The sequence below is a fragment of the Haloparvum alkalitolerans genome (assembly GCF_050122995.1).
Classification (GTDB): domain Archaea; phylum Halobacteriota; class Halobacteria; order Halobacteriales; family Haloferacaceae; genus Haloparvum; species Haloparvum alkalitolerans.
Genome location: NZ_JBNLIA010000007.1, coordinates 96270 through 115896 on the forward strand (window position 1 = coordinate 96270; position 19627 = coordinate 115896).

The 19627-nt window shown below is 55.3% G+C and carries 15 protein-coding genes and 1 pseudogene; 9 read left to right on the forward strand and 7 right to left on the reverse strand.

Features of this window, described 5'->3' with window-relative positions; genetic code table 11:
* Window positions 1-99: 99 nt before the first annotated feature.
* Window positions 100-603: a hypothetical protein gene (locus tag ACQE3L_RS09220; protein WP_426963475.1), complete on the forward strand. Its 504-nt coding sequence runs from the start codon at window positions 100-102 to the stop codon at window positions 601-603.
* Window positions 604-895: 292 nt separating this feature from the next.
* Entirely contained in the window at window positions 896-1219 is a 324-nt protein-coding gene (locus tag ACQE3L_RS09225) for a hypothetical protein (RefSeq protein ID WP_426963476.1), read from the forward strand.
* Between the two features lie 216 nt (window positions 1220-1435).
* Here the strand turns inward: ACQE3L_RS09225 and ACQE3L_RS09230 are convergent, their stop codons facing one another.
* From ACQE3L_RS09230 to ACQE3L_RS09240, 3 genes are all read right to left on the reverse strand, one after another.
* Window positions 1436-2638 (reverse strand): Cdc6/Cdc18 family protein, encoded by a 1203-nt coding sequence (locus ACQE3L_RS09230; protein WP_426963491.1) that lies wholly within the window; start codon window positions 2636-2638, stop codon window positions 1436-1438.
* Between the two features lie 785 nt (window positions 2639-3423).
* Window positions 3424-4617 carry a Cdc6/Cdc18 family protein gene (locus tag ACQE3L_RS09235; RefSeq protein WP_426963477.1) on the reverse strand — a complete coding sequence of 398 codons (1194 nt, stop codon included), beginning with the start codon at window positions 4615-4617 and terminating at the stop codon, window positions 3424-3426.
* Between the two features lie 947 nt (window positions 4618-5564).
* Complete coding sequence (locus tag ACQE3L_RS09240; RefSeq protein WP_426963478.1) at window positions 5565-7730, reverse strand: type B DNA-directed DNA polymerase; 2166 nt, start codon at window positions 7728-7730, stop codon at window positions 5565-5567.
* A gap of 229 nt (window positions 7731-7959) precedes the next feature.
* Between ACQE3L_RS09240 and ACQE3L_RS09245 the strand changes: the two genes are divergently transcribed.
* Window positions 7960-8550: a DUF7342 family protein gene (locus ACQE3L_RS09245; RefSeq protein ID WP_426963479.1), complete on the forward strand. Its 591-nt coding sequence runs from the start codon at window positions 7960-7962 to the stop codon at window positions 8548-8550.
* 3 nt (window positions 8551-8553) lie between these two features.
* Entirely contained in the window at window positions 8554-9036 is a 483-nt protein-coding gene (locus ACQE3L_RS09250) for a toxin-antitoxin system TumE family protein (protein WP_426963480.1), read from the forward strand.
* A 74-nt stretch (window positions 9037-9110) separates the two neighbouring features.
* On the opposite strand, the pseudogene ACQE3L_RS15465 reads toward ACQE3L_RS09250, so the two are convergent.
* Together ACQE3L_RS15465 and ACQE3L_RS09255 are read right to left on the reverse strand one after the other, a co-directional pair.
* A pseudogene (locus ACQE3L_RS15465) lies at window positions 9111-9275 on the reverse strand (DUF8156 family protein); the annotation flags it as partial.
* Window positions 9276-9283: 8 nt separating this feature from the next.
* Window positions 9284-9760 carry a DUF262 domain-containing protein gene (locus ACQE3L_RS09255; protein ID WP_426963482.1) on the reverse strand — a complete coding sequence of 159 codons (477 nt, stop codon included), beginning with the start codon at window positions 9758-9760 and terminating at the stop codon, window positions 9284-9286.
* Window positions 9761-9849: 89 nt separating this feature from the next.
* Here ACQE3L_RS09255 and ACQE3L_RS09260 point away from each other — a divergent pair, with 89 nt between their 5' ends.
* Window positions 9850-10905 carry a GNAT family N-acetyltransferase gene (locus ACQE3L_RS09260; protein WP_426963483.1) on the forward strand — a complete coding sequence of 352 codons (1056 nt, stop codon included), beginning with the start codon at window positions 9850-9852 and terminating at the stop codon, window positions 10903-10905.
* 21 nt (window positions 10906-10926) lie between these two features.
* Here the strand turns inward: ACQE3L_RS09260 and ACQE3L_RS09265 are convergent, their stop codons facing one another.
* Window positions 10927-11364: a TIR domain-containing protein gene (locus tag ACQE3L_RS09265; RefSeq protein WP_099254180.1), complete on the reverse strand. Its 438-nt coding sequence runs from the start codon at window positions 11362-11364 to the stop codon at window positions 10927-10929.
* A gap of 128 nt (window positions 11365-11492) precedes the next feature.
* Between ACQE3L_RS09265 and ACQE3L_RS09270 the strand changes: the two genes are divergently transcribed.
* The 4 genes from ACQE3L_RS09270 to ACQE3L_RS09285 all read left to right on the forward strand — a co-directional run bounded on the left by ACQE3L_RS09270 (window position 11493) and on the right by ACQE3L_RS09285 (window position 17312).
* On the forward strand, window positions 11493-12434 hold the full coding sequence (locus tag ACQE3L_RS09270; RefSeq protein ID WP_426963484.1) for a TIR domain-containing protein: 942 nt from the start codon (window positions 11493-11495) through the stop codon (window positions 12432-12434).
* A complete protein-coding gene (locus ACQE3L_RS09275) occupies window positions 12427-13197 on the forward strand; it encodes a RipA family octameric membrane protein (protein ID WP_310931040.1) in 771 nt (256 codons plus the stop codon). Before ACQE3L_RS09270 ends, ACQE3L_RS09275 begins: the two co-directional genes overlap by 8 nt.
* A 7-nt stretch (window positions 13198-13204) precedes the next feature.
* Window positions 13205-13426 carry a DUF8139 family protein gene (locus ACQE3L_RS09280; RefSeq protein WP_426963485.1) on the forward strand — a complete coding sequence of 74 codons (222 nt, stop codon included), beginning with the start codon at window positions 13205-13207 and terminating at the stop codon, window positions 13424-13426.
* Window positions 13427-13505: 79 nt separating this feature from the next.
* Window positions 13506-17312 carry a helicase-related protein gene (locus tag ACQE3L_RS09285; protein WP_426963486.1) on the forward strand — a complete coding sequence of 1269 codons (3807 nt, stop codon included), beginning with the start codon at window positions 13506-13508 and terminating at the stop codon, window positions 17310-17312.
* Between the two features lie 8 nt (window positions 17313-17320).
* Here ACQE3L_RS09285 and ACQE3L_RS09290 read toward each other — a convergent pair.
* On the reverse strand, window positions 17321-19627 hold a 2307-nt coding region (locus tag ACQE3L_RS09290; RefSeq protein WP_426963487.1), incomplete at its 5' end, for an Eco57I restriction-modification methylase domain-containing protein.

Here is a 19627-nt window from a genome sequence, read left to right on the forward strand (position 1 = left end):
CCGCGAAGGCTGGCGAGGCATTAGTACCGACCGCGGCCGCGGGATCAGCCGTGCTGGACACAGTCACCGTGAGACCAGCCACCCGGGAGTGATCGCCTGATGAAGAACCTGTCCCGTGACGCGGAGAAGCGTCTCTCTCGCGAAGTCTCCGCGGCCGTCGCGAGCTTTGACTCGGTTCTGCTCAGCAACGTCATTCACGACCGATTCACCGCGGATGACCAGCTCGTTCACCTGGCGGAAGCGAGCGCCCGGCTGCAGTACGCGGTCGACACGCGACGTCGGGAGCTTGCGGACGACGAGACGGCGGAACAACTCGACGAACAACGCAGCGTGCTCAGTCACGCCATCGAGCAACGTGCTCGCGAGCGGCTCGCGGAGCTGTGTGAACTCGTCGTGGCGGATGCGCCCACATGGGACAACCACTGGGACACGATGCAGATCGAGACAGCCGTCGCGGAGGCTCGAACCTGGCTCCGAACAAACACCAACGCGGCCGAGCGTGCAGATGTTCAGTATGGGGCAGCGTTGGAGACCAAGAACCTGTCCACCGGCAAGCACGCAGCGGGCCGCGGGCACGGTGGAAGCAAGGAGAACCGACAGTGAGCCGACTCAGGTACGACCTCGAGCGGTACATGGGTCGCGAAGAATGTCCCATCTGTGGTGCCGTTAGCGGGGAACACGAGGCCGGGTGTCCGGAAGATCACGTCGAGGTCCACGTTGTCGAGAGAGAGCCCCAAGATGACGAGTAGGACCGGCCCGCGGTCGGCGCCGGTCGCGGACGGCCGCGATCCCCGGAGTCGTCCGCGGGACCCGGTGCGGAGCGTTCTCACAATCATCTTAACCAACACAGCTATGCTTATGGACGGCATTGTTGGTTAACACAGGTCGAGCGCCGATGGCCGATAACTACCCAACACCTCCCGAGGATCTCCCCACCGATGTCGTCGAGACGCTCGACGGCTGCTCGCCAGCGGTACTCCGGCAGGTCGCAGCGTACGCCGAAGAACTTGCGGAGTCCCGCGAGCAGGGAGACCGTACCGAAGAGGAACCCGACGAAGACGCGGTCGACGAGGAGGTGGATGACCTCCCGGAAGACGTCCCATCGAGAGCAACCCTCACGGTCAAAGAGATCAACGATAACCGCTACAACTACTGGCAATGGAGGGAAGGAGACCAGGTGAAGTCGAAGTACAAAGGGCCTGTCAATCCAAGCGAGTGAAGAGAGACCAGCAAGGGGACAGGATCAATCGCTGATGACCTCCAGCCGGGAACGATTCCACGGTTCCGCGAGACACGAAGCCGGTCCCACCACAAACAACGACTTCAGGAGTCGGTCCTCCCAACGTCGGCGACCGTCAGCACGGGTCTTGCAACATCGTAGACAACCTGCGTATCGTAGTTCCTTCTACTCCGTGTAGCGACCGACACGCGGCCGTCACCCGGACAGCGTGCTTTGGCTGCTGAATGACTCGATGTCGGAGACGATATCGTCAAACCGGTCAACCCGATCAAACCCTTCGAGCAACGATTCCAGGTTCACACGGAGCTCGGTTACGTAGTACTCACCACCCTCGCGGCCGCCGGTTTTCTTGTGTGCCATCGCCAGGTTGTACGTGTCGAGGTTGGTGAGCTTGTCACGAATACTGCGAGCCGTCAACTGGTCGATATCGACTGCATTCGTGACGCGTTTGTACTCGGAGTAAATCTCCTTCGTCTGGGCAGGCGTCGCGTTTCGCGACTCGAGAATCGCGAGAGCCAGCAGGAGTGCCTGGTCATTGATCGTCAGATCTTGGAGTTTGTTGACGATATTGATGTCCTCGAGTTCGTCGCGTGCCTCCTCAAGATGCTCCTTCGTGACAGTTTCAGACCCTTCGACACATGCGATGTCACCTGCCTCATGCAAAAGACGAATCGCCTGCCGTGCGGAACCAGTGTCCTTCGCGGTCCACGCGGCCGCGAGCTGGAGGACAGATTCGTTGACGGTTCCGGGCTTGAACGCAACTGAGACACGCTGATCGAGGATGGAGCGCAGCTCAGTCGCGTCATAGGGATCGAAGTGGACCTCGTTCTCGTACAGACTGTCCCGCGTCTTCGCGGAGAGTTGCTCGGAGAACTGGAGGTCATTGGAGATCCCGATGACGGAGACGTGAGCGTCCGTAATATAACCGTTTGAACGGGGGCGTGGGAGCTGGTACAGCAGATCGTCATCCGCACCGAGGTTGTCGATCTCGTCGAGGAAGAAGACGACGTACCCCCCGATCTCATCGAGCCGTCGGAAGAGCCGGTCGTTCAAATCGGTCAGAGACAAGCCTTTCGGCCGCTCGTCGGTTTCTGGTTCCAACTCGACGAGCAACTTTCCCACCGCCTGACATGCGGTCGAGACATCCTTCAGAGACACCTCATACGTCGTGAGTGCGATGTTCTGTTGTTGGCAGTAGTCGTGAAGCTCCTGAAGGACAACCCGAGCGGTGACGGTTTTCCCTTGTCCCGTTTTCCCCGAGATGAGAACGTTCTTCGGCTCGATCCCCGACCGGATGGTCGTTCGAAATCCTTTGGCGATCGCCTCAAGTTCCGACTCTCGTTCGGGGAGCCGTTCCGGAACCCATTCCTCCATGAGAGCCCGCTCGTTTGCAAAAATCCACCCCTTCTGGAACTTCCTGAACTGGGAGAGTTATTTATACCCCACCCACCCCTCATTTCCGCAACTCACGAGTATAGACGGGAGGGGGGTGAGTAGAAACCCGAACGCGGTCGATCTATCCATATCCCCGGGGTTCCTCAACTTGACATGATCGCATTAATAAATAATTTACGAAAGCGGTTAGTTGTTGTTAGCGCAGCAACCGCATGCCTTCTTGTGTTTTCAGTATGTCGAGAGATCGTTTGCTGCTGAATCTCTCATGTCTTTATACCGTCCGTGTATCAGTAGTAGCTGATAGGCTTTCAGCTCGTATGGAGTTGCGGAAACGAGGGGTGTGTCTCCCCCGTCTATTCCTTGTTTCATTCCTATAGGCGGAGTAGGTCGAGTACCTAGGGCTTGTCCCCAGAGGAGTTCACGAGACAATCATGTTGTCTTCCAGCTCCGAACTCGTCGATAATCTATTCTCTCGAACTTCTCAGATCTAGCTACCTCTGTGGCAGATGAAGTTGCGGAAACGAGGGGTGACCCCTCGACTTGCGATCTAAATGAGGTGTGCTACCGAGTCGGAGTTGCGGAAACGAGGTGTGTCACTCGTGCGTATTTGTGGCATGAGGCATGCCACCGCCTCCGAGTTGCGGAAATGAGGGGTGTGTCCGTGTTTTAGTTGCTTATCGATACAGTTCATTCCAAGTACAAGGGCCCGGTTAACCCGAGTGAGTAACGGTTCCAAACCCATGGACTGGGGAAACCCTCAACGCAGTCACAAGCGAGCGATCGACTAACTACGCCGACTTGCAGGCTTCCACGACCAGTTCCGGTTCGTCAACCAGCTGGTTCACCGTATGCGCCCCCTTGGCCTTTCCACGGCCCTTGCGCTCCTGCTCGATCAACGAGAGGAAGGCTAACTCCGACAGGAGGTCGCGGACGCGCCGGATTTTGAGCGGATCCGCACCCTCGCGTTCACAGAGTACCTGATACGTTCCGAAGATGGTCTTCGTAGGGATGGCCGGATTATCCCCGGTCGCTTGCTGGACCTCTAAGGCCAGTGCTTGGAGGAGATACTTCGAGTGTTCGGGCTGTTTCGCGATCAGCTCGGAAAGGCGAGCTTGTTCCTCGCGATCGTGGGCTTCGTCCACATACTCGACCCGGACGGTGTCGTCGTCTTCTTCGTCCGCGATCTCACCAGCGTAGCGAAGGATGTCGATCGCCTTCCGGGCGTCACCGTGTTCGCGGGCGGCTAACGCGGCCGCTTTCGGGATCACTTCATCGCCGAGAACGCCATCACGGAACGCGTCCGCCCGCGAGGAGAGGATATTCCGAAGCTGATTCGCGTCGTACGGGGGGAAGACGCATTCACGCTCTGAGAGGCTCGACTTGACACGTTCATCGAGGGTTTCCTTGTACCGGATCTTGTTACTGATCCCGATAATGCCCAAGGTACTGTCTTGAACCTTCTCCGCTTCAGTAGCCCGAGAAAGCTGCATCAGGACACTATCGTCCTCAAGCTTATCGATCTCGTCGAGGATGATGATGGCGACATCGTACTCTGAATCGAGGATTTCCCAGAGGCGGTGGTAGTAGTCCGACGTACTGAGACCGGAGGGCGGAACGGAGATGGTCGTCTCGGGCGTATTCAGGGACTCCCCGATAGCCTGCACTGCCTGTGTTTCGGTCGAGTCCTGGAAGCAGTCGACGTAGGCGATTCCGACCGAGATGCCGTTATCCGCGGCCGCCTCCGCGAGGTCACGCGTGATGTACTTCGAACAGAGACTCTTGCCGGTCCCCGTCTTGCCGTACACTAAGACGTTGTTCGGCGTGCGTCCGTGCTCCGCGTCTTTGATCGCGTTCGCGAGTTCCTGGAGCTGGGTGTCGCGTCCGATAATCCGGTCACCGGTCGGCAGATGGCTCACTCGGAGAAGTTCCTTGTCGGCAAAAATGAGATCGGGACCGCCGAAGAAGGAGCCCGATTTGCTCATACAGCGTCGTGTAGCGCATGCGTTATGAATCTTTGCCACCGGAATGCCGCTGTAAACACACCGGAGTGCCGAAGTGAACTCGAAAAGCAGCCTTATACAGCACTATAACCACGTCTGTGAAGAGCTTCTAAAAAACAGTGCCCCCACGTTGCCGCTGTAAACGAGGTATGAGATGAGTCCCCCACCCCTCGTTGCCGCTGTAAACCGAGATCGGGAGAGACGGGAAACGGAGGTTCTTCGAAACGATCCTTAACGCATACGACATCCAACCACGGAATTTAGAGGTTATAGAACGAGGCACTCTAACCCGGTATTTCGGCTAGTACACGCCGAACAAGTACGGCGTTCCTGTATGCCGAATTGCAGTGAGGTAGGATACAACGCAATATGACTTAAGGTTACTGGTACCAATGGTTCTGAGAAGCATTCATCTAACTCATTATTCGAGGTAAACGGCTTCTTGCGCTTGTTGGTGGGAGATTTACAGCGGCAACGAGGGGTCCTCTTTCATTCTACGAGCTGGTACACGCTTGATCTGAGTTTACAGCGGCAACGAGGGGTGGGGGGCTCTCACCGACTTTCTGCTTCTCCGTGCAGAAAATGTGTTCTGATCAATCCCGTATCCGCTTCTTGAGACCTTCTGTTCACAGGTCACAGCACAATTCCGTTTAGGATCTGGGAACGCCTCATCTGTTTACAGCGGCAACGAGGGGTGATCGAGTCTCGATCGCCACCGCCGGTCACCATTGCGAGTTCTTCTTACAGCGGCAATGAGGGGTGGGACAGTAACGACCGCGAGGTGACCTCGCTGATAGCTCGTCTAGTCGACTCGCAACTCCTGAAGTAGACCACCATGCATGTGTTTAGACGGGTCTAAGACGATATACCGTCTTCACACACCAATCTCGGGAACAACCTATATATCCGTCTTTGCTCGTCATTGCGATCTACTTCTCGCCAAGCCGCGCAAAGGCTGTGACCGTCATCTTCCGTGTCTCGGCGAGCTCCCGGCGAACGTCTGTCCGTTCCCACCCCAGCGGCAACAGCACGCTCTCGACCGCTCTGACCAGCAGCGTTTCGTAGTACGAGGCGTCGTAGGTCTCGATCTCCTCGTGGGCGAGGGCCACCCGGTCTCGAGAGGATTTCTCGTCGTCGGCGACTACGTACTCGATATCCTGGCCCGGGTGGACTGCCAGTTCCTGCTCGCGGGCTCGCTTCAAGGCGGCCACGTTCTGAGTATTCTGTGAGTAGCCCTCCAGGGGCTTCGAGACACGGTTCCGCTCGACGAGCCGCTCCACTGCTACGTTGCCCGCCTGCAGTTCGTCGATAGCTCGTTCGAGCCGTCCGAGTACCGCGTCCGGTGACCGGGTGGCATCGAGCCGATCGAGACAGTCCCACTGGACGTCCTCGATGAACGGCGGAGTCGAACGCTGTCGGGCTTCGATGCCTCTGATCTTGAACTCGTCCTCGCCAGCCACTTTGCCGAAATACTTCGTCAGCGCGCCAGCGTCGCTCTTGCGCTGCGGGACGAACGCCACCCAGTCGTAGTGGGCTTCGTGTTCGAGCCGAATCTCGACGCGTTCCGTGATCTCCGTCGCGAGCATCTCGAGGTCCTCGCGGTCCTCGTCGTCGATGTCGGGGTCTGGGGTCACCCAGATGGAGTCGACGATGCCGTGGACGACGCGCCAGCCGCCAGCTTCCAGCCGCTGTTTCGCCGTCAGCAGAATCTCGCGAGCGAACGCGTTGATTGCTTCGTGGCACTCGATGCGGCCAAACTTCGCGTTACTGAACCCCTGATAGCCGAAGCAGGCGACGAGTATCCACTTCAGTGCTCCCGACCGCCCCTCGAGTTCTGCCAGTCGGTCCTCGTTGGGGTCGTCCCGATCCTTCTCGCGACGGATGGCCGCCTTGATCTCGTCGCGCGCGTCGATGATCGGCTGCAGCACGTCGACGAGGTAGCCCCGGTCGTCGCAGATCGAGTACCCGAGGCCGGGGACGTCGTCGCGGTCGCTGTGGCAGTCACACCGGATGACGTCCGGCGAGACGTTCCGGGTACAGATGATGTTCGGGTACAACGAGGAGAAGTCGAGTTCGTGGACATTCTCGTGGAGGCCGACCTCGGGTGCGAAGATGAAGCCGCCACGGTCGGCGTCGTGGAGCGTCCCCATCGGCTTGTAGAACTCGTGACGCCAGGAGTTCCACGGGACGAGGACACCGCGGTCGTGGGCCTCGCAGATCTGGATCGCCGTGAGCACGTTCCCGATCGACGCCCACGCGAGCTCCTGGACGGGCTTTTTCGAGCGCGACACGAGGTCGAGGACGCCGTCGAGGTTCGTCTCCCCGTAGAAGAACGTGTTCGACTCGTCGATGATTGCTCGGCCGGGGACATTGTACCGCGCCGGCGAGTGACCGACGCGGCCGTAGCTCGAGTACGTCGACCGGCTCGCGAGCTGCTGGTAATCGACGTCCGGCCACCGACTCAGCGAGAAGTCGTCGATGCCGGTAGCCGTCGCCATCTCGTACAGCGTCGGGACGATCTCGCTGGTCGAGCAGACCAGGACATCCGGATCGTGCGCTTCGAGTGCCCCTTGGACGGCGGTCAGGATATCCGTCGGCGAACCGGTGACGGTGTCGCCGGCGACGGACAGTTTCTCGTAGATGTCGTTGCTCGTTTCGGTCACCGGGACGCTGAGCCGGAGCGTCGACAGCTCGCTCGCCGGCGTCGGATCGGCGCCGGTCTCCAGACAATACCGGAATTCTCGCGAGAAGTCGACGTTGAAACAAGCGAGATCCCCGACTGGATAGGCTGACAGCTGGCGCGCTTGCCGGGCGAGTGGAGTGACGCGGTCGATGTGGTCGATGTCGACCGCGAGGACTGGTTCCTCGTCTCGTCGAAAGCTCGGCCGTCGCGCAACCGTCTCGGTCGCGACGACGTCCGGGTGCTGGTCGTACACCGACTGGAGTGTTGTGAGGTCGAGGTCGGACGCTGGGTCGCGAGGGGCGACGTAGAAACGCGGGGTGTATTTGTCTCGTTCTGTTACGACGGCACCGTCGGTGGTCGCCTCCCACTTTAGGACGCGGCCGTCGTCCAGGATGTCGATTGTGAACGGCATCTAGGTCTCTATGACGTTCGAATCGCCGATAAGCGATGGCGTGTCGTTTTCGAATTTCAACGTATGATCCCAAGACCCTCTCTAAGGGCATTTCCTGGTTGTTACTTTGTACTTCCTCACTTCCGGAACGGTTTCCGGGATTCGCTCAACTGGAGTCTGCCGGCATACTCTCTAAGGGAACATAGATGTCCTCCAAAGAACTATGTTCCCCCGACTCGTTCGTTTTCACATGACCGACCGAAACCCGCCAGCGGAGTTTGCAGACATCAACGAAGCGGTCGGTGAGGAGTGGGAGGCTGAAACAACGCCCTACGAACGCATTCGACATGTCGTCGCGCATATGTACAGCCCCGTCTCAGCTGATGCCGTAGCTGATGATGCACGGACTGCTCCAAAGACCGCTCGAAAGCACCTGAACACACTCGCTGACGAAGGATTCGTCGAGACGGAACCTGGCGAACAGGGCGGCACGCTCTATCGTCGCTCACCTGAATCACTCGTCGTCGAACAGGCTGCCGACATCCTTGACCACGTCTCGACCGACGAACTCGTGACGCGAATCCAGGAGATGCGCGAGCAGCTCACCGAGTACCGGTCCGAATTCGGTGTCGACTCGCCAGAAGAATTAGCGGTCGAGCAGACGAACCAGGCTCTTACTGAGACTGGATCCCCACAGGAAGAGATCGACCCAGAGACAATTCGTGAGTGGAAGACGCTCCGGCGGAATCTCGCGTTTGCGAACGCTGCCCTCTCGATTGGGAACGCCGAGCAGTTCGTCGACACCGATCGTCGCCCGACTGATGACAGCGTCCCTGCCTGAGTAATGCAGGATACTCCTGACCGAGCGGAACCTCATACTCTCCGGGGAGCTACGGATCGCCCAGCGCTACTGACGATTCGTGACGTCGTCGAGAGGATGGAGCCGCTTGCGACAGCTGAGCTTGACGACTACCTCCATCCATCCGTCCTCAAAGTTGTGTTTGACGACGGGTTGTGTGGGGCCAACGAAGCTCGAATCGACATCCAATGGACGACACGAGATGATTACAAGTTCCACTACACGGACACGGAAGGAGTGAATCTACGCTGGGGAAAGCATCCACACGCAGGAGACTACATTCACGTCCCCGGATTAGAACACTACCATCCACTGCCGAATGCGAGTTCTGACCCAGACGAAGTCGAAGCATCCTGTATCACACAGTCTCCCGAAGAATTGGTCACTCGTGCGGTCCTCAAACTTTGGCGGGTCGCCTACCACACCGACTCGTATGAGCCACTTAATGCCGGTCGTAACCCGCCGTAGAAACTAATCCGCATGTCTTCCTCCACGTACCCTCACTAAGCAACGAGCCCATCAGGCGATTGTTCTCAACTCCGTCACTCTGAATCTCTAGTATCAGGTTCGACGGACGATTGCTGCTGTTCAACCACAGTTTCTGAAAGCCGTTGCTCAAGCTCTGCTAGGCGTTCCTCATGGTCGTCGAGGCGGGCCTCCTGTTCGAGATCGATGCTGAGCAGCGCCGGCAGCAGCGGGTTCTGGTAAATCGTACTTATTGCCGAGTTCCGAGTCCACTGTCTGCGGGTCGGAGAGGAGATTGAGATAGAGGCGCTTCTGGACCCACGAACTGGCCTTGTTTCGGGGATGATTGTGTTTCCGTTCGTAGAACGATCCGGTGAGGCCGATATTGTGCGGTCAGCCGTTGCTGGCCGTCGAGAACCAGCTTCACCGGTGAGGGGAGTGGATCTTCAGAATTGTGTGGAGGGTTTCGATGGGTTGGGGTCGTGAGTGATTGGGGGAAGTTCGGTTCGTCGACGTAGTGGGTGACGAAGCGATATTTGGGCTGAGCCTGTGCTTCCTCGGCTGAGAGGTTCCACTGAAGAAGAGCACCGATCGGATAGTCCCGTAACAGGGAATCAAACAGATCGACTATATCACTCGTTTCCCAGACGAATTCGCGCTGAATCGCTGGTAAGAGATAAGAATAATTTATATTTTCTACCACTTCAGCGATCCGCTTGGTTTCCATATTCCGTCTTGTGGTAAGCAGGTTTTATATATCTACATAGTGCTGGTCACCTATCATTTATAACGTAACAGAGCGATTTTCGGATAGAAATGAGCTTGAATATTCCTCTTCCTGCGGGTCTCGGGGATTACTCTTGGCTCGAAACTCTTGCTCAACGTGAGGAGATTGAACAAACGATTCCTCTCTATATCGAAGCTGATGACGGGATTGAGGTCGTCGCTGTTTCCCTTCTCTATGAAGATGATCTTAGGATGATCTACCGGGCACCTAATGGCTGGCAATTGCTCACAGAATACGAGCTGTCCGAGGAGCCGATTATTCACGTAGACGACCTCCTTGATGCAGTTGTTGCATTTGTGGGGCAAGACGCGAGGATAGTCCGAAAACTCGCTCAGGAACTCGGTGAGAAGTTAGAGGAGCATTGGAAGATGGGGTTTGTCCCGTACAGTCAATCGGGGAAAGGAGACAAATTCGAGGAACTTAGACAGGACTGCGAATGTTCGGGGATTGACGACCCGTCAATCGGGCGTGTTCCGGGAATGTCCGAAATCGAGGAATCAGCAGAATTTCGCTGCCATAACTGTATGAGCCTATACGGTATCGAGTATCAGGGTCGTAGAGTTAATCTCGACGAGGTGTTCAGTGCTGAGTGGCTCTTCACGGATTCGACTCCGGATGACATCGTGGAGATCGGTGCCGAAGATTCATTTCTCGTGTATTCTGATGGTCGACCAATAGACAAAACAGAACGAGTCATCGGCGCGATGACTAGCTATGGTGGTGACACGAGTTCTTCTTTTGCCCGACATATCCCTGAGAACCACCAGGGATTGCTCTATATTCGAGATGACGACGCGGCTGGATACGTCACTTGGGAAGAGCTGGATGGAATACAGGTTCTTCGACAGCTGTATGTCCGCGATCATTACCGGCGCCAAGGGATTGCTGAGGAATTGATTCAGACTTGGTGCCAGGAGTACTGCGAGGATGGTGTCTACTACATCGACGAACCGAACGACAAGAGCCGATCTCTGTTTTCAAAACTGGGGCATATTGACGGTGATGGTGAGTACGAAGCGATTGAACTCTACCCGATTCGCGGAGTTGGAAACAGTCTCGAGGGTAGCCAGACTCTCCCTCAATAGTTCATCCACGCTCTCATCAACTCAATCAGCCAGGTCTCGAATTCCCTCTACCACACTCTTTCCTTGCCAACCCACGATCTGATCTGCGTGGTCTTCAACGAAATTGGGCATCTGCTCGTTTCCGCGCGGTGTAACACCCAGAATAGGCTTACTCTCGATTTCAGCTAAAATAGTTTCTTTCTTGATCCATTTGCTGTGTGCTACGTACATTCCCCCGAGTATTATTACGACCGTAGCTGGCTTGATCTGGTCTTCCCGGAGCGCCTGTTCCAGCTCCTCTTCGGTGTCAGCATCGATCTCATCCACCTTCGGTACTGAGTAGTTCCGGAAACTGAAATTCGGGTAGTCGCGAAGTAGTTCTACCATCCGATTGTACTCGTCGCTGTACTCCCAAGAGTGCGAGATGAACAGTCGGTATTCGCTCCGACGGTTGCTTGAAGATCTGCTGTTGAAGCTCATAACTATATGCGAATTGTTGACGGCTTACCCGTTTAGTACTATGGTCCTCTCTGATGCGGAATCCAAATCTGCCGATATTCCAGGGGGGAAGAACTTATACTATTTAAAAACGGATTGTTCATACGGTTATGAGCCAAGACACCTCCTCCCCATTGAAAACCACCTGGGAGGCTGCGTTTGATGATATTCGTGGCAGTCCAAACCCCGAATCAGCTGTTCGATTCGTTCTGAAGTCAGCTGTTAACGATCTACCTACCGGATTCTATCGCGATGATGGAGACCGCCTACTGCCGACCTACAAAGGGAACGATCTCGGAAAGGAGTTCACCGTTCGAGAACTCGGCCCCGTTTATACAGTAACGCAATCTGGGGATAACAGTCTCCCTGAGCTCAGTTCCTCTCAACCATCGCTCTTCGAGCCGAATGACCAACAGTCGGGCCTTGTCCTGACAGACAATTCCCTGAGCCGCAGTTCTACCGACACTCAGAACCAGCAGGGTCTCTCGTCTGGACAAAAAATCGCTGGCGGTGCTTTGCTCCTATATGCTGCCTACAAAGGGCTGGAAGCCTTTGCCTCTGCAGGCTCGTCGACTCAAGAGTCCTCTTCCTCCTCAGGCGGAAATACTGGGCAATCACTCCCTCGCTTAGCACGCGCTGCAACTCGACTTGAGGACAAGCAGTACAACGTTTTTGTCTCCCACTCGTGGGAGTACGACGAACACTACGAGCGTATCGTTGATTTCCTTGATGAGGTTCCGTCGCTCAAGTGGCAGAATCATAGTGTCCCTTCAACTGACCCCCTGCCCGTGGATACCGAGTCTGCCCTTCGTTCTGAACTCTGGAACCAGATGAAAACGGCGTCGGTTGTCGTCGTAAGTAGTGGAATGTACGGTGCTCACAGCACTTGGATCCCGGAGGAGCTGGAACTCGCCGATGAACTGGACAAGCCGGTGATCGCAATCATTCCAGAGGGACAATCGAAGGTCCCCGAGAAAATCCAAGAAGTCGCAGATACTCAGGTAGGATGGCGAAAGGCCTCGCTTGTCGACGCACTCGCTGAATATGCCTGATTCAACCGACGAAGCGGCGGTTGATCTCTCAGAGGATGGCGCCGATACTGACGATGGAGACACGCCCGAAACAGAACCTGAACACTCTGAAGAGGTCACTGGAGGGGACCCTGCTGAGCCATCTGAGGAGGAAGATGTTACAACTGGACCGCTGGCTAATCTAAGTGAGGACGAGAAGAATCGACTGATGGAGCAGTACATACATTACGGGGAGGTTGCGATCGAGACAGCCAATCAGCGAGTCCAGATGAACCGCTTTTTCGGTCTGATTTTAACCTCGATACTGGCCGGTCTCTTTGCTCTCGCCCGCGGCAATCTCACAACCACTAACGCTGCGATCGTTCTCTTCGCATCAGGATTCGGCAGTCTGATTTGCTACTTCTGGTATCAGAGTCTTCAATCATACCGCCGGCTGAACAAAGCTCGATACGCCATCCTGAATGAGATCGAGTCGGTCCTGCCTGTTCGTATGTATCTCGATGAATGGCGATATTTGAAGCGAGAGAAGCCTGACCCGGAAATCGTTGATCCCCGTCCAGCTGAAGATGCTGACCACCGCTCACATACGATTGTGGAACAGTGGTTCGTCCGCCTATTGGCTGCTGGATACATATCTGTCGGAGGGTATGCCGGAGGATTCATTTTTACTCCCCAAGTGAAGAGGTTCATCCCATCACTGCCGGACCCATCGGTGGTTGGTTTTGGTGTTGGTGGCGTCCTCTTGCTCGGCTTAGCTATCCTCTTTAGGATTCAAACCCGCTGAGAATACTATGAGACGCTTCGAAACCGGTTATTCGGTCCGAATCGATATCCCGGACGAGACAGATCCAGATCACGAGCGCCTCCATGGACGTCGAGGAACAGTCGTTGAGATCATCTCAGACGATGCGGGGGCTGTGACTGATGATCAACGAGAGGGCTATCTTTTTCGGGTTAAAATCGCTAATGGTGACACCGTTGACGTCCGCTGGCGGGATCTTCGGCCAGTTTGATTGGCTATTGTCTGGTGCTATTTCTGTAGGGAGGTCACTAAACACTAAGTTCGCGTACTGAATACATCTCGGCATTACGATGCTCTCACTTCCTCCGCTTGTCGATAACGCTAACAGAACACTAGAAGACGCTTACAAGCGGATTATTCCTCAGATCGAGGAAGGCCGTATCGCAACTGGCTACTTTTATCTCTCAGGATTTAACCTCTACCGGGAAGACCTTGAAAACCTGGCTGACCCCGATGAGCTCGGCCACGCTCCGCTTCGGATTTTGATGGGCCGTCAGACGAATAGGGGGACTGCTGACGAAATCGGTGAGGGACAGAATCTCAAAGAGGAACTCAAAAGAGAGGTGAGAGAAAGCATCTCGGAGCTGAATAACGCTCAGATCGGCCGACTGGACCGGCTACGAGACTTTATCGCCGAAGGCGAGGTGAGCGTCCGTGTGCGAAATCCTGAAAACGGTTACTTCCACGCAAAGGGTGCATCATTTCGAGCACCACTCGAAGACGACGAAGATTGGGAACACGACGGGGATGAAGACACCCGCCCATGCGCTACCGTTGTCGGCTCCTCGAACTTCACCAAGAGCGGCCACCAGAACAACATCGAACTGAACCTCACGAGTCAGGATCGACACAAGGCCGAAGCGTTCGAGGAGTGGTACGACAACCAGTGGGCCAACGCCGAGGAGTTCAGTGAGGAGATCATCCGAATCATCGAGAACAGCGAGGAGTACCAGGACTGGAAGGAACAGCAGGAGGACGAGTCCGACCAGGAGACGTCATCCGAGGAGCTGGGCACGTATCTCCAACCGTTCGAACTCTACAAGCTGCTCGCCTACGACGAACTGAGTGGGAACGTCAACATCCGTGACAGCCCACTGTACTACTTCCAGAAGCTCGGGTACGAGAGTGCAAAGGAGAAGCTCTCCCAGTTCAACGGGTGCATCGTCTCCGACTCGGTCGGCCTGGGAAAATCATTTATTGGCGGTGAACTCCTCCACGACTACCGCCAACGTGGCGACCACTGTCTCCTCATTGTCCCGGCCAACCTGACTGATCAGTGGGAAGACCTACTCCAGAACGACACTGACGAAGACGGCAATCCGTACTTCGGGTTAGAGGTGGACGGCACGCACCTTGACGTGATGAGTATCAGCAAGTTCCAGAATCTTTCCTACGGCGAGGTGCAGGACCTCAAAGACGAGTTCGATGTCCTGCTTATCGACGAGGCTCACCGGTTCCGGAACTACGGGAAGTGGCGACCGAATCCGGACCACGATAATGACTACAAGGGGACGCGACGACACGCGAATCTCAGGCAGCTCCGCGGAAAGACGATGATTATGCTGACCGCGACCCCGATCAATAACAGCGCTACCGACCTAAAGAACCTCATCAGCTTGTTCACCAGCCCGGAGGAACTTCGGAACAAGGCGTCACTCGACTTTGATGCGTTCGACGAATATATTGAACTCTCGGAGACGCGAAAACGCATCGCATCCGGGAAAGAGGAGGTCGGCGACGACGAACAGCAAGAAATCACCGAGCAGCTACAGCGACACTCCTCTGAGATTTCGAATATCTTGAACGAAGTGATGGTTCTCCGGACGCGCAAGCACGTCAAAGATCAGATTCAGGACAGCGAAGACTTCGAGATGAGCTTCAAGCCGCCGAAACTCAACAAGCAACAGTATTCCCTGCCGGCGGCCTACCAGCCAATATATCGGATGCTTCCCGACGTGATGGACGCCCTCCACCTTCCCCACATCACAGTCAAAAATCCGAAAGCGGGGAGCACTCTGAAAGCTCTCTACAAGCTGAACCTCCTCAAACGGCTCGAGTCCTCAACGTACGCGTTCGTCCAGTCGATCGAGACGCTGCATCAGAGCGAACGCCAGCTTCTCGGCCTTCTTGGTGAACTCCCCGAGGACGAAGACATCGATATGCTCCGAACTGTTCGGGAGGGAGATGACTCTGAACTCGGTGACTTTGTCGAAGGAGCCGACGCTGCTGAAGATCTCGAACAAACACTCGAAGAATTCGGGTTCGATACCACCGCTATTCAATCGGAAGAAGGAGCTGATACCGAGGGAGATGAACTGGCAGACGCCACCATCGGCGAGGTGAAGACGTACATCAGGGAGGACCTCACCCTTCTCTCGTACTTCCTCTCGCAGTTCATCGGTGATGTCGCCCGTGATGCGGGTGATGTGAGCGATTATGCGGTTTCCACGCGGCAATGGCTCGCCGACCACGACGCTGGTGTCCTCCCCGATATTCCTGAAGAAGAGATGAATCCGATTCTCTACCCGAATAGTGACCTGAGCGAAGTCGACCCTGCCACACGCGACTTTTACGAGGCCGTCTTTTCACTCCGCGAGTTCCGCGACCCGAAGATCGACCGACTTGCAGATGTCCTCACTAACCACGATCAGAAGGTGCTCATCTTCACGCAGTATCGGGCAACTGCAGACTACGTCTATCGAACCCTCTGTGACAACGAGGATTCCCCACTCACAGAGGCGAACAGTGCCGTCGTCAAGGGTGGTGACGAGAATAAGCAGGACGTCATTCAACGCTTTGCACCCGAGGCGTCAGGCTACCAGCAAACGCTCGCCGAGTCGGGGGACTCAGAGCTACAGTACGTAGTGGCCACTGACACGCTGAGTGAAGGGGTTAATCTTCAGGATGTTCATGTTGTGGTCAATTACGACCTGCCGTGGAACCCGATGCGGATTGTCCAGCGTGTCGGGCGAGTCGACCGGATCGGGAGTACCGCCGAGAAACACGTCCACAACTTCTACCCGGACGGCGACATTGAGGCGGCGATTAAGCTCTTGAAACGCCTGCAGGCAAAGATCAACGATATCGCGCTCATCGTCGGAAAGGAGAACAATATCCTCGATCCGAACGAAGACCAGATTCTCGAAAAGACAGGTGTAGACACGGAGAAGACAATCGGGGAATTACAGGTGGACGAGATTGAGGACTCTCTCCAGAAGTCCCGTGAAATTGACGACGTGAATGAACTCGACGACACGAGCAAGAATCCGCTCCTCCGCAACGCTGGGAGTAATGAACACGCTGCGTTCGAGCGGTACCTTCTGAAGCGAGAACTGAACGAGGATTACGACCTGACTGCGGAAGACTTCGAGTACGCTGAGGACTTCTTCGATGACCCGCCCGAAGAACGGGAATTCCTCTACACGAATGTAACTGACCACGATGCCGGTCCCCGTCCGGGCGTGTTCGCCCTTGCCCACCTCTGGTTTGACGATGATGACCACGAGTCCCCGCTTGGTCGCGTTCGTCGTGCTTTCTACTACAAACCCTTCGCCGACGAGGTCAAAGAGCGGCCAGTGAGCACGCTCAATATTGACCCTTCAATTGACGGCGAACCGATTACTGGAAATCCAGATACAGTGTTATCGAATCGCGGTGAGATTCAAGCAGTGCTTGACGAGCGTCTGGAGGTGATTCGAGAAGGCCAAGTTGAGGGTGCTTTCAAACAGGGGGAGGCCTTCTCGAAGGAACAGGAGACGATCCTCGATTTCATCAGTCACTACGTTCAGCCGAATCACGGCAATGAGCCGGCTCCTGTCGAAGAGTTCGAAACGATAGGAGAATGGGCTACCGACATCGAAGAGCGGCTGCAGGAGGTAAAGCTGGCGAACACGGATGAAGACCGAATCCTACGAGAGATCTTTCGCCAGAACGAGCAGTACGACTCTTTCCCAGAGTGGCCGACCGGGGAGTTCCTCAGTCAGCTTGAGGAGTTCTTGGAAGAGAACGTCGAAGCCTCTACTGAATACCAGACGAAACTGATGGGAGAGAGTGATGTACAAGCGAAGCTCGTATGCTGGGGGGTTGTCGGACAGTGATTAGGGAGCTACGGTAGGGGCCCCTTCTGATCCAGCAAATCATATTTCTCCAAGACCAGATCGAAGTACATCTCGTCCATCAGCTTTGGATTCTCAACGCGATGGAAGTCGTCGAGAATAAACTTCACGTCACGACGTTCTAGGCCATACGCGTGGAATGCGGCTGCGTCAATTTCAGCCTGTAATTCTCTGCGTTCTTGATCTTCTACCGATGCCTCGATTCCGCCGAGTCGCTGACGCATTTCTTTGAATTCTTTCCCGTAACAGTTCAATCGGGCAGCTCGTTCAGCGATATAATGGAACCAGTCATCTCCGTCGATGAGACGTGGTAGCTGGGATTCCAATAGCTCGCGCTTGACGATGTGCGTCTCGACTTTGGTCCGCATCAGGAAATCGAACGCAATGCTGTTCAGGAGTCCCGTTGCCACGAAGAGTTCTTGATCCGTGAATCGCCGGACGTAGGGTGACCGAAGTGGGGACTCTGTGAGGTGTTCCTCTTTCGGCTCAATAGCGAACGGCTTGAACGTGTTAATGGTGTGGAGACAGATAACGTCCTTCGGAAGTACCGTAGCTATTATCGTCCGCTCGTCCCGGGATCGAGAAACGTCTCGAATGCCGATTCGGTATTCAGTGCAATCGAGCAGGACATCATCTTCCTCAAGTCCGTGACTACGGTGTTCTTCGAGTAGTTCATCTACGAATTGAACTTGAGACTTACTCGTCTCTGAACCTCCAAAGGCGTCGTAGATTGCCCGTTTGAGATTACCCCTGTTGAATTTCTTCTCTCGAACACGGTACTGAGCACTATTCGGTGGATCGTACATCCCCCGACTCCAGTACTGCGGTCCATCTAACGCATCTGTGTGGGTATTATCGTACTGAAACTGGTGGATATTTTTGCCGCCATAGATGGGATAGTCGGCCTCCTCCGGCGATGTCAGGAGCCTATCCTTATCAGTCGATTCAACGAACTCCTTAGTGAGCATATCAACTGTCCAAGCCTCCTCTAAATCTTCACCCAAGGAAGGCTGCTCAACTACCTTCTCCAAGACGCTTACTTCGATCTGCGAGGTGATGGATGGGAAGATTCCCCCTTCTGGAGAATAACTGACGAGTACGTCGCGCGGAATGTTGACTGCCTCATCTTCGATCCTGTAGACTATATCCATGTCACGTTGGTTGAATATCCCCCGAAGAGCTGATGTCTTCCCCCCATATTCGAACGTCAGAATCGCGAACCGGTATCTATCGTCGATGGCCTCAAAGATACCCTTGTTCTCGAACCCGATGAGATTCTCCACGTCCGTATGGTCCAGCAGATGCATTCGGAGGTCTTTCCCCATTACTCCCCCGAAGATAGTACCGGGGAGGAGCAGACTTACCCTCACGCCGTCTCTGGAGAGTCTGAAGACCCGCTCAAGAAAAAGAGCTGAAAGTTCGTTCTTTGTCGGCATCGTTCGACCCCCCACCACCGGAGATTGTAGCTTATAGACATCTCCCTGCGTGAAGAAGTCTGCCTGAGTTTCCATCGACTCCTTGTAGTCCTCCCATTCCCACGCAACTTCTGGGTTTGAGAGGAGGTCTTCCATCACACCGTCCTTTTCCTCCGACGGATAGGTACGGAACCGCTCATCGTAGCGGATGAAGAAGTCGTCGCGATTCGCGTAGAGCATGTCCCACGGTGGATTCCCGATGAACACGTCGAATCCACCTTTCTCGAAGACGTCGGCGAACTCCAACGGCCAGTGGAAGGGGGACCACTCCCGAATTTCCCCGATCGTTATGTCGTCAAAGCCAGCGTCTTGGAATTCTCGCCGTAGGATTTCGTCAAATTTGTCCCGGTGTTCCTCAATTCTATCTTCTGCTTCTTTCCGCCATTCTTGAGCTTCAACACTGGTCTCCGCTTTCTTGTGCTTCTTGATGGCCTCTTTCACGTCCTCAAAACGAGTTTTCACCTCCCAAGAATCGAGATCGCTGTCTCCGTCTTCGTTACTCTCGATGTCGGTATCGAGTTGGCCGATTAGGCTGTTCCCCTGCCGTACGTTGAAATCGATATTGGGGAGCGGCTCCACCTCACTCGGTTCATCCTCGATATCAGCGACCATCGACAACCAGAGCCTGAGCTTGCAGATCTCAACAGCACCTTCGTCGATATCGACTCCGTACAAATTGTTGAGGATGGCCGTTCGCTTTGCGTACAATGATGAGGAGCCTTTTCCAGACTCGATTACCTCTATCTCTTCTCGCGTTCTGGATTCTAGCTCCCAGCCTTGCCCCTCAGCTTCGAGCCGCTGGAAATACTCAATGCATTGCAT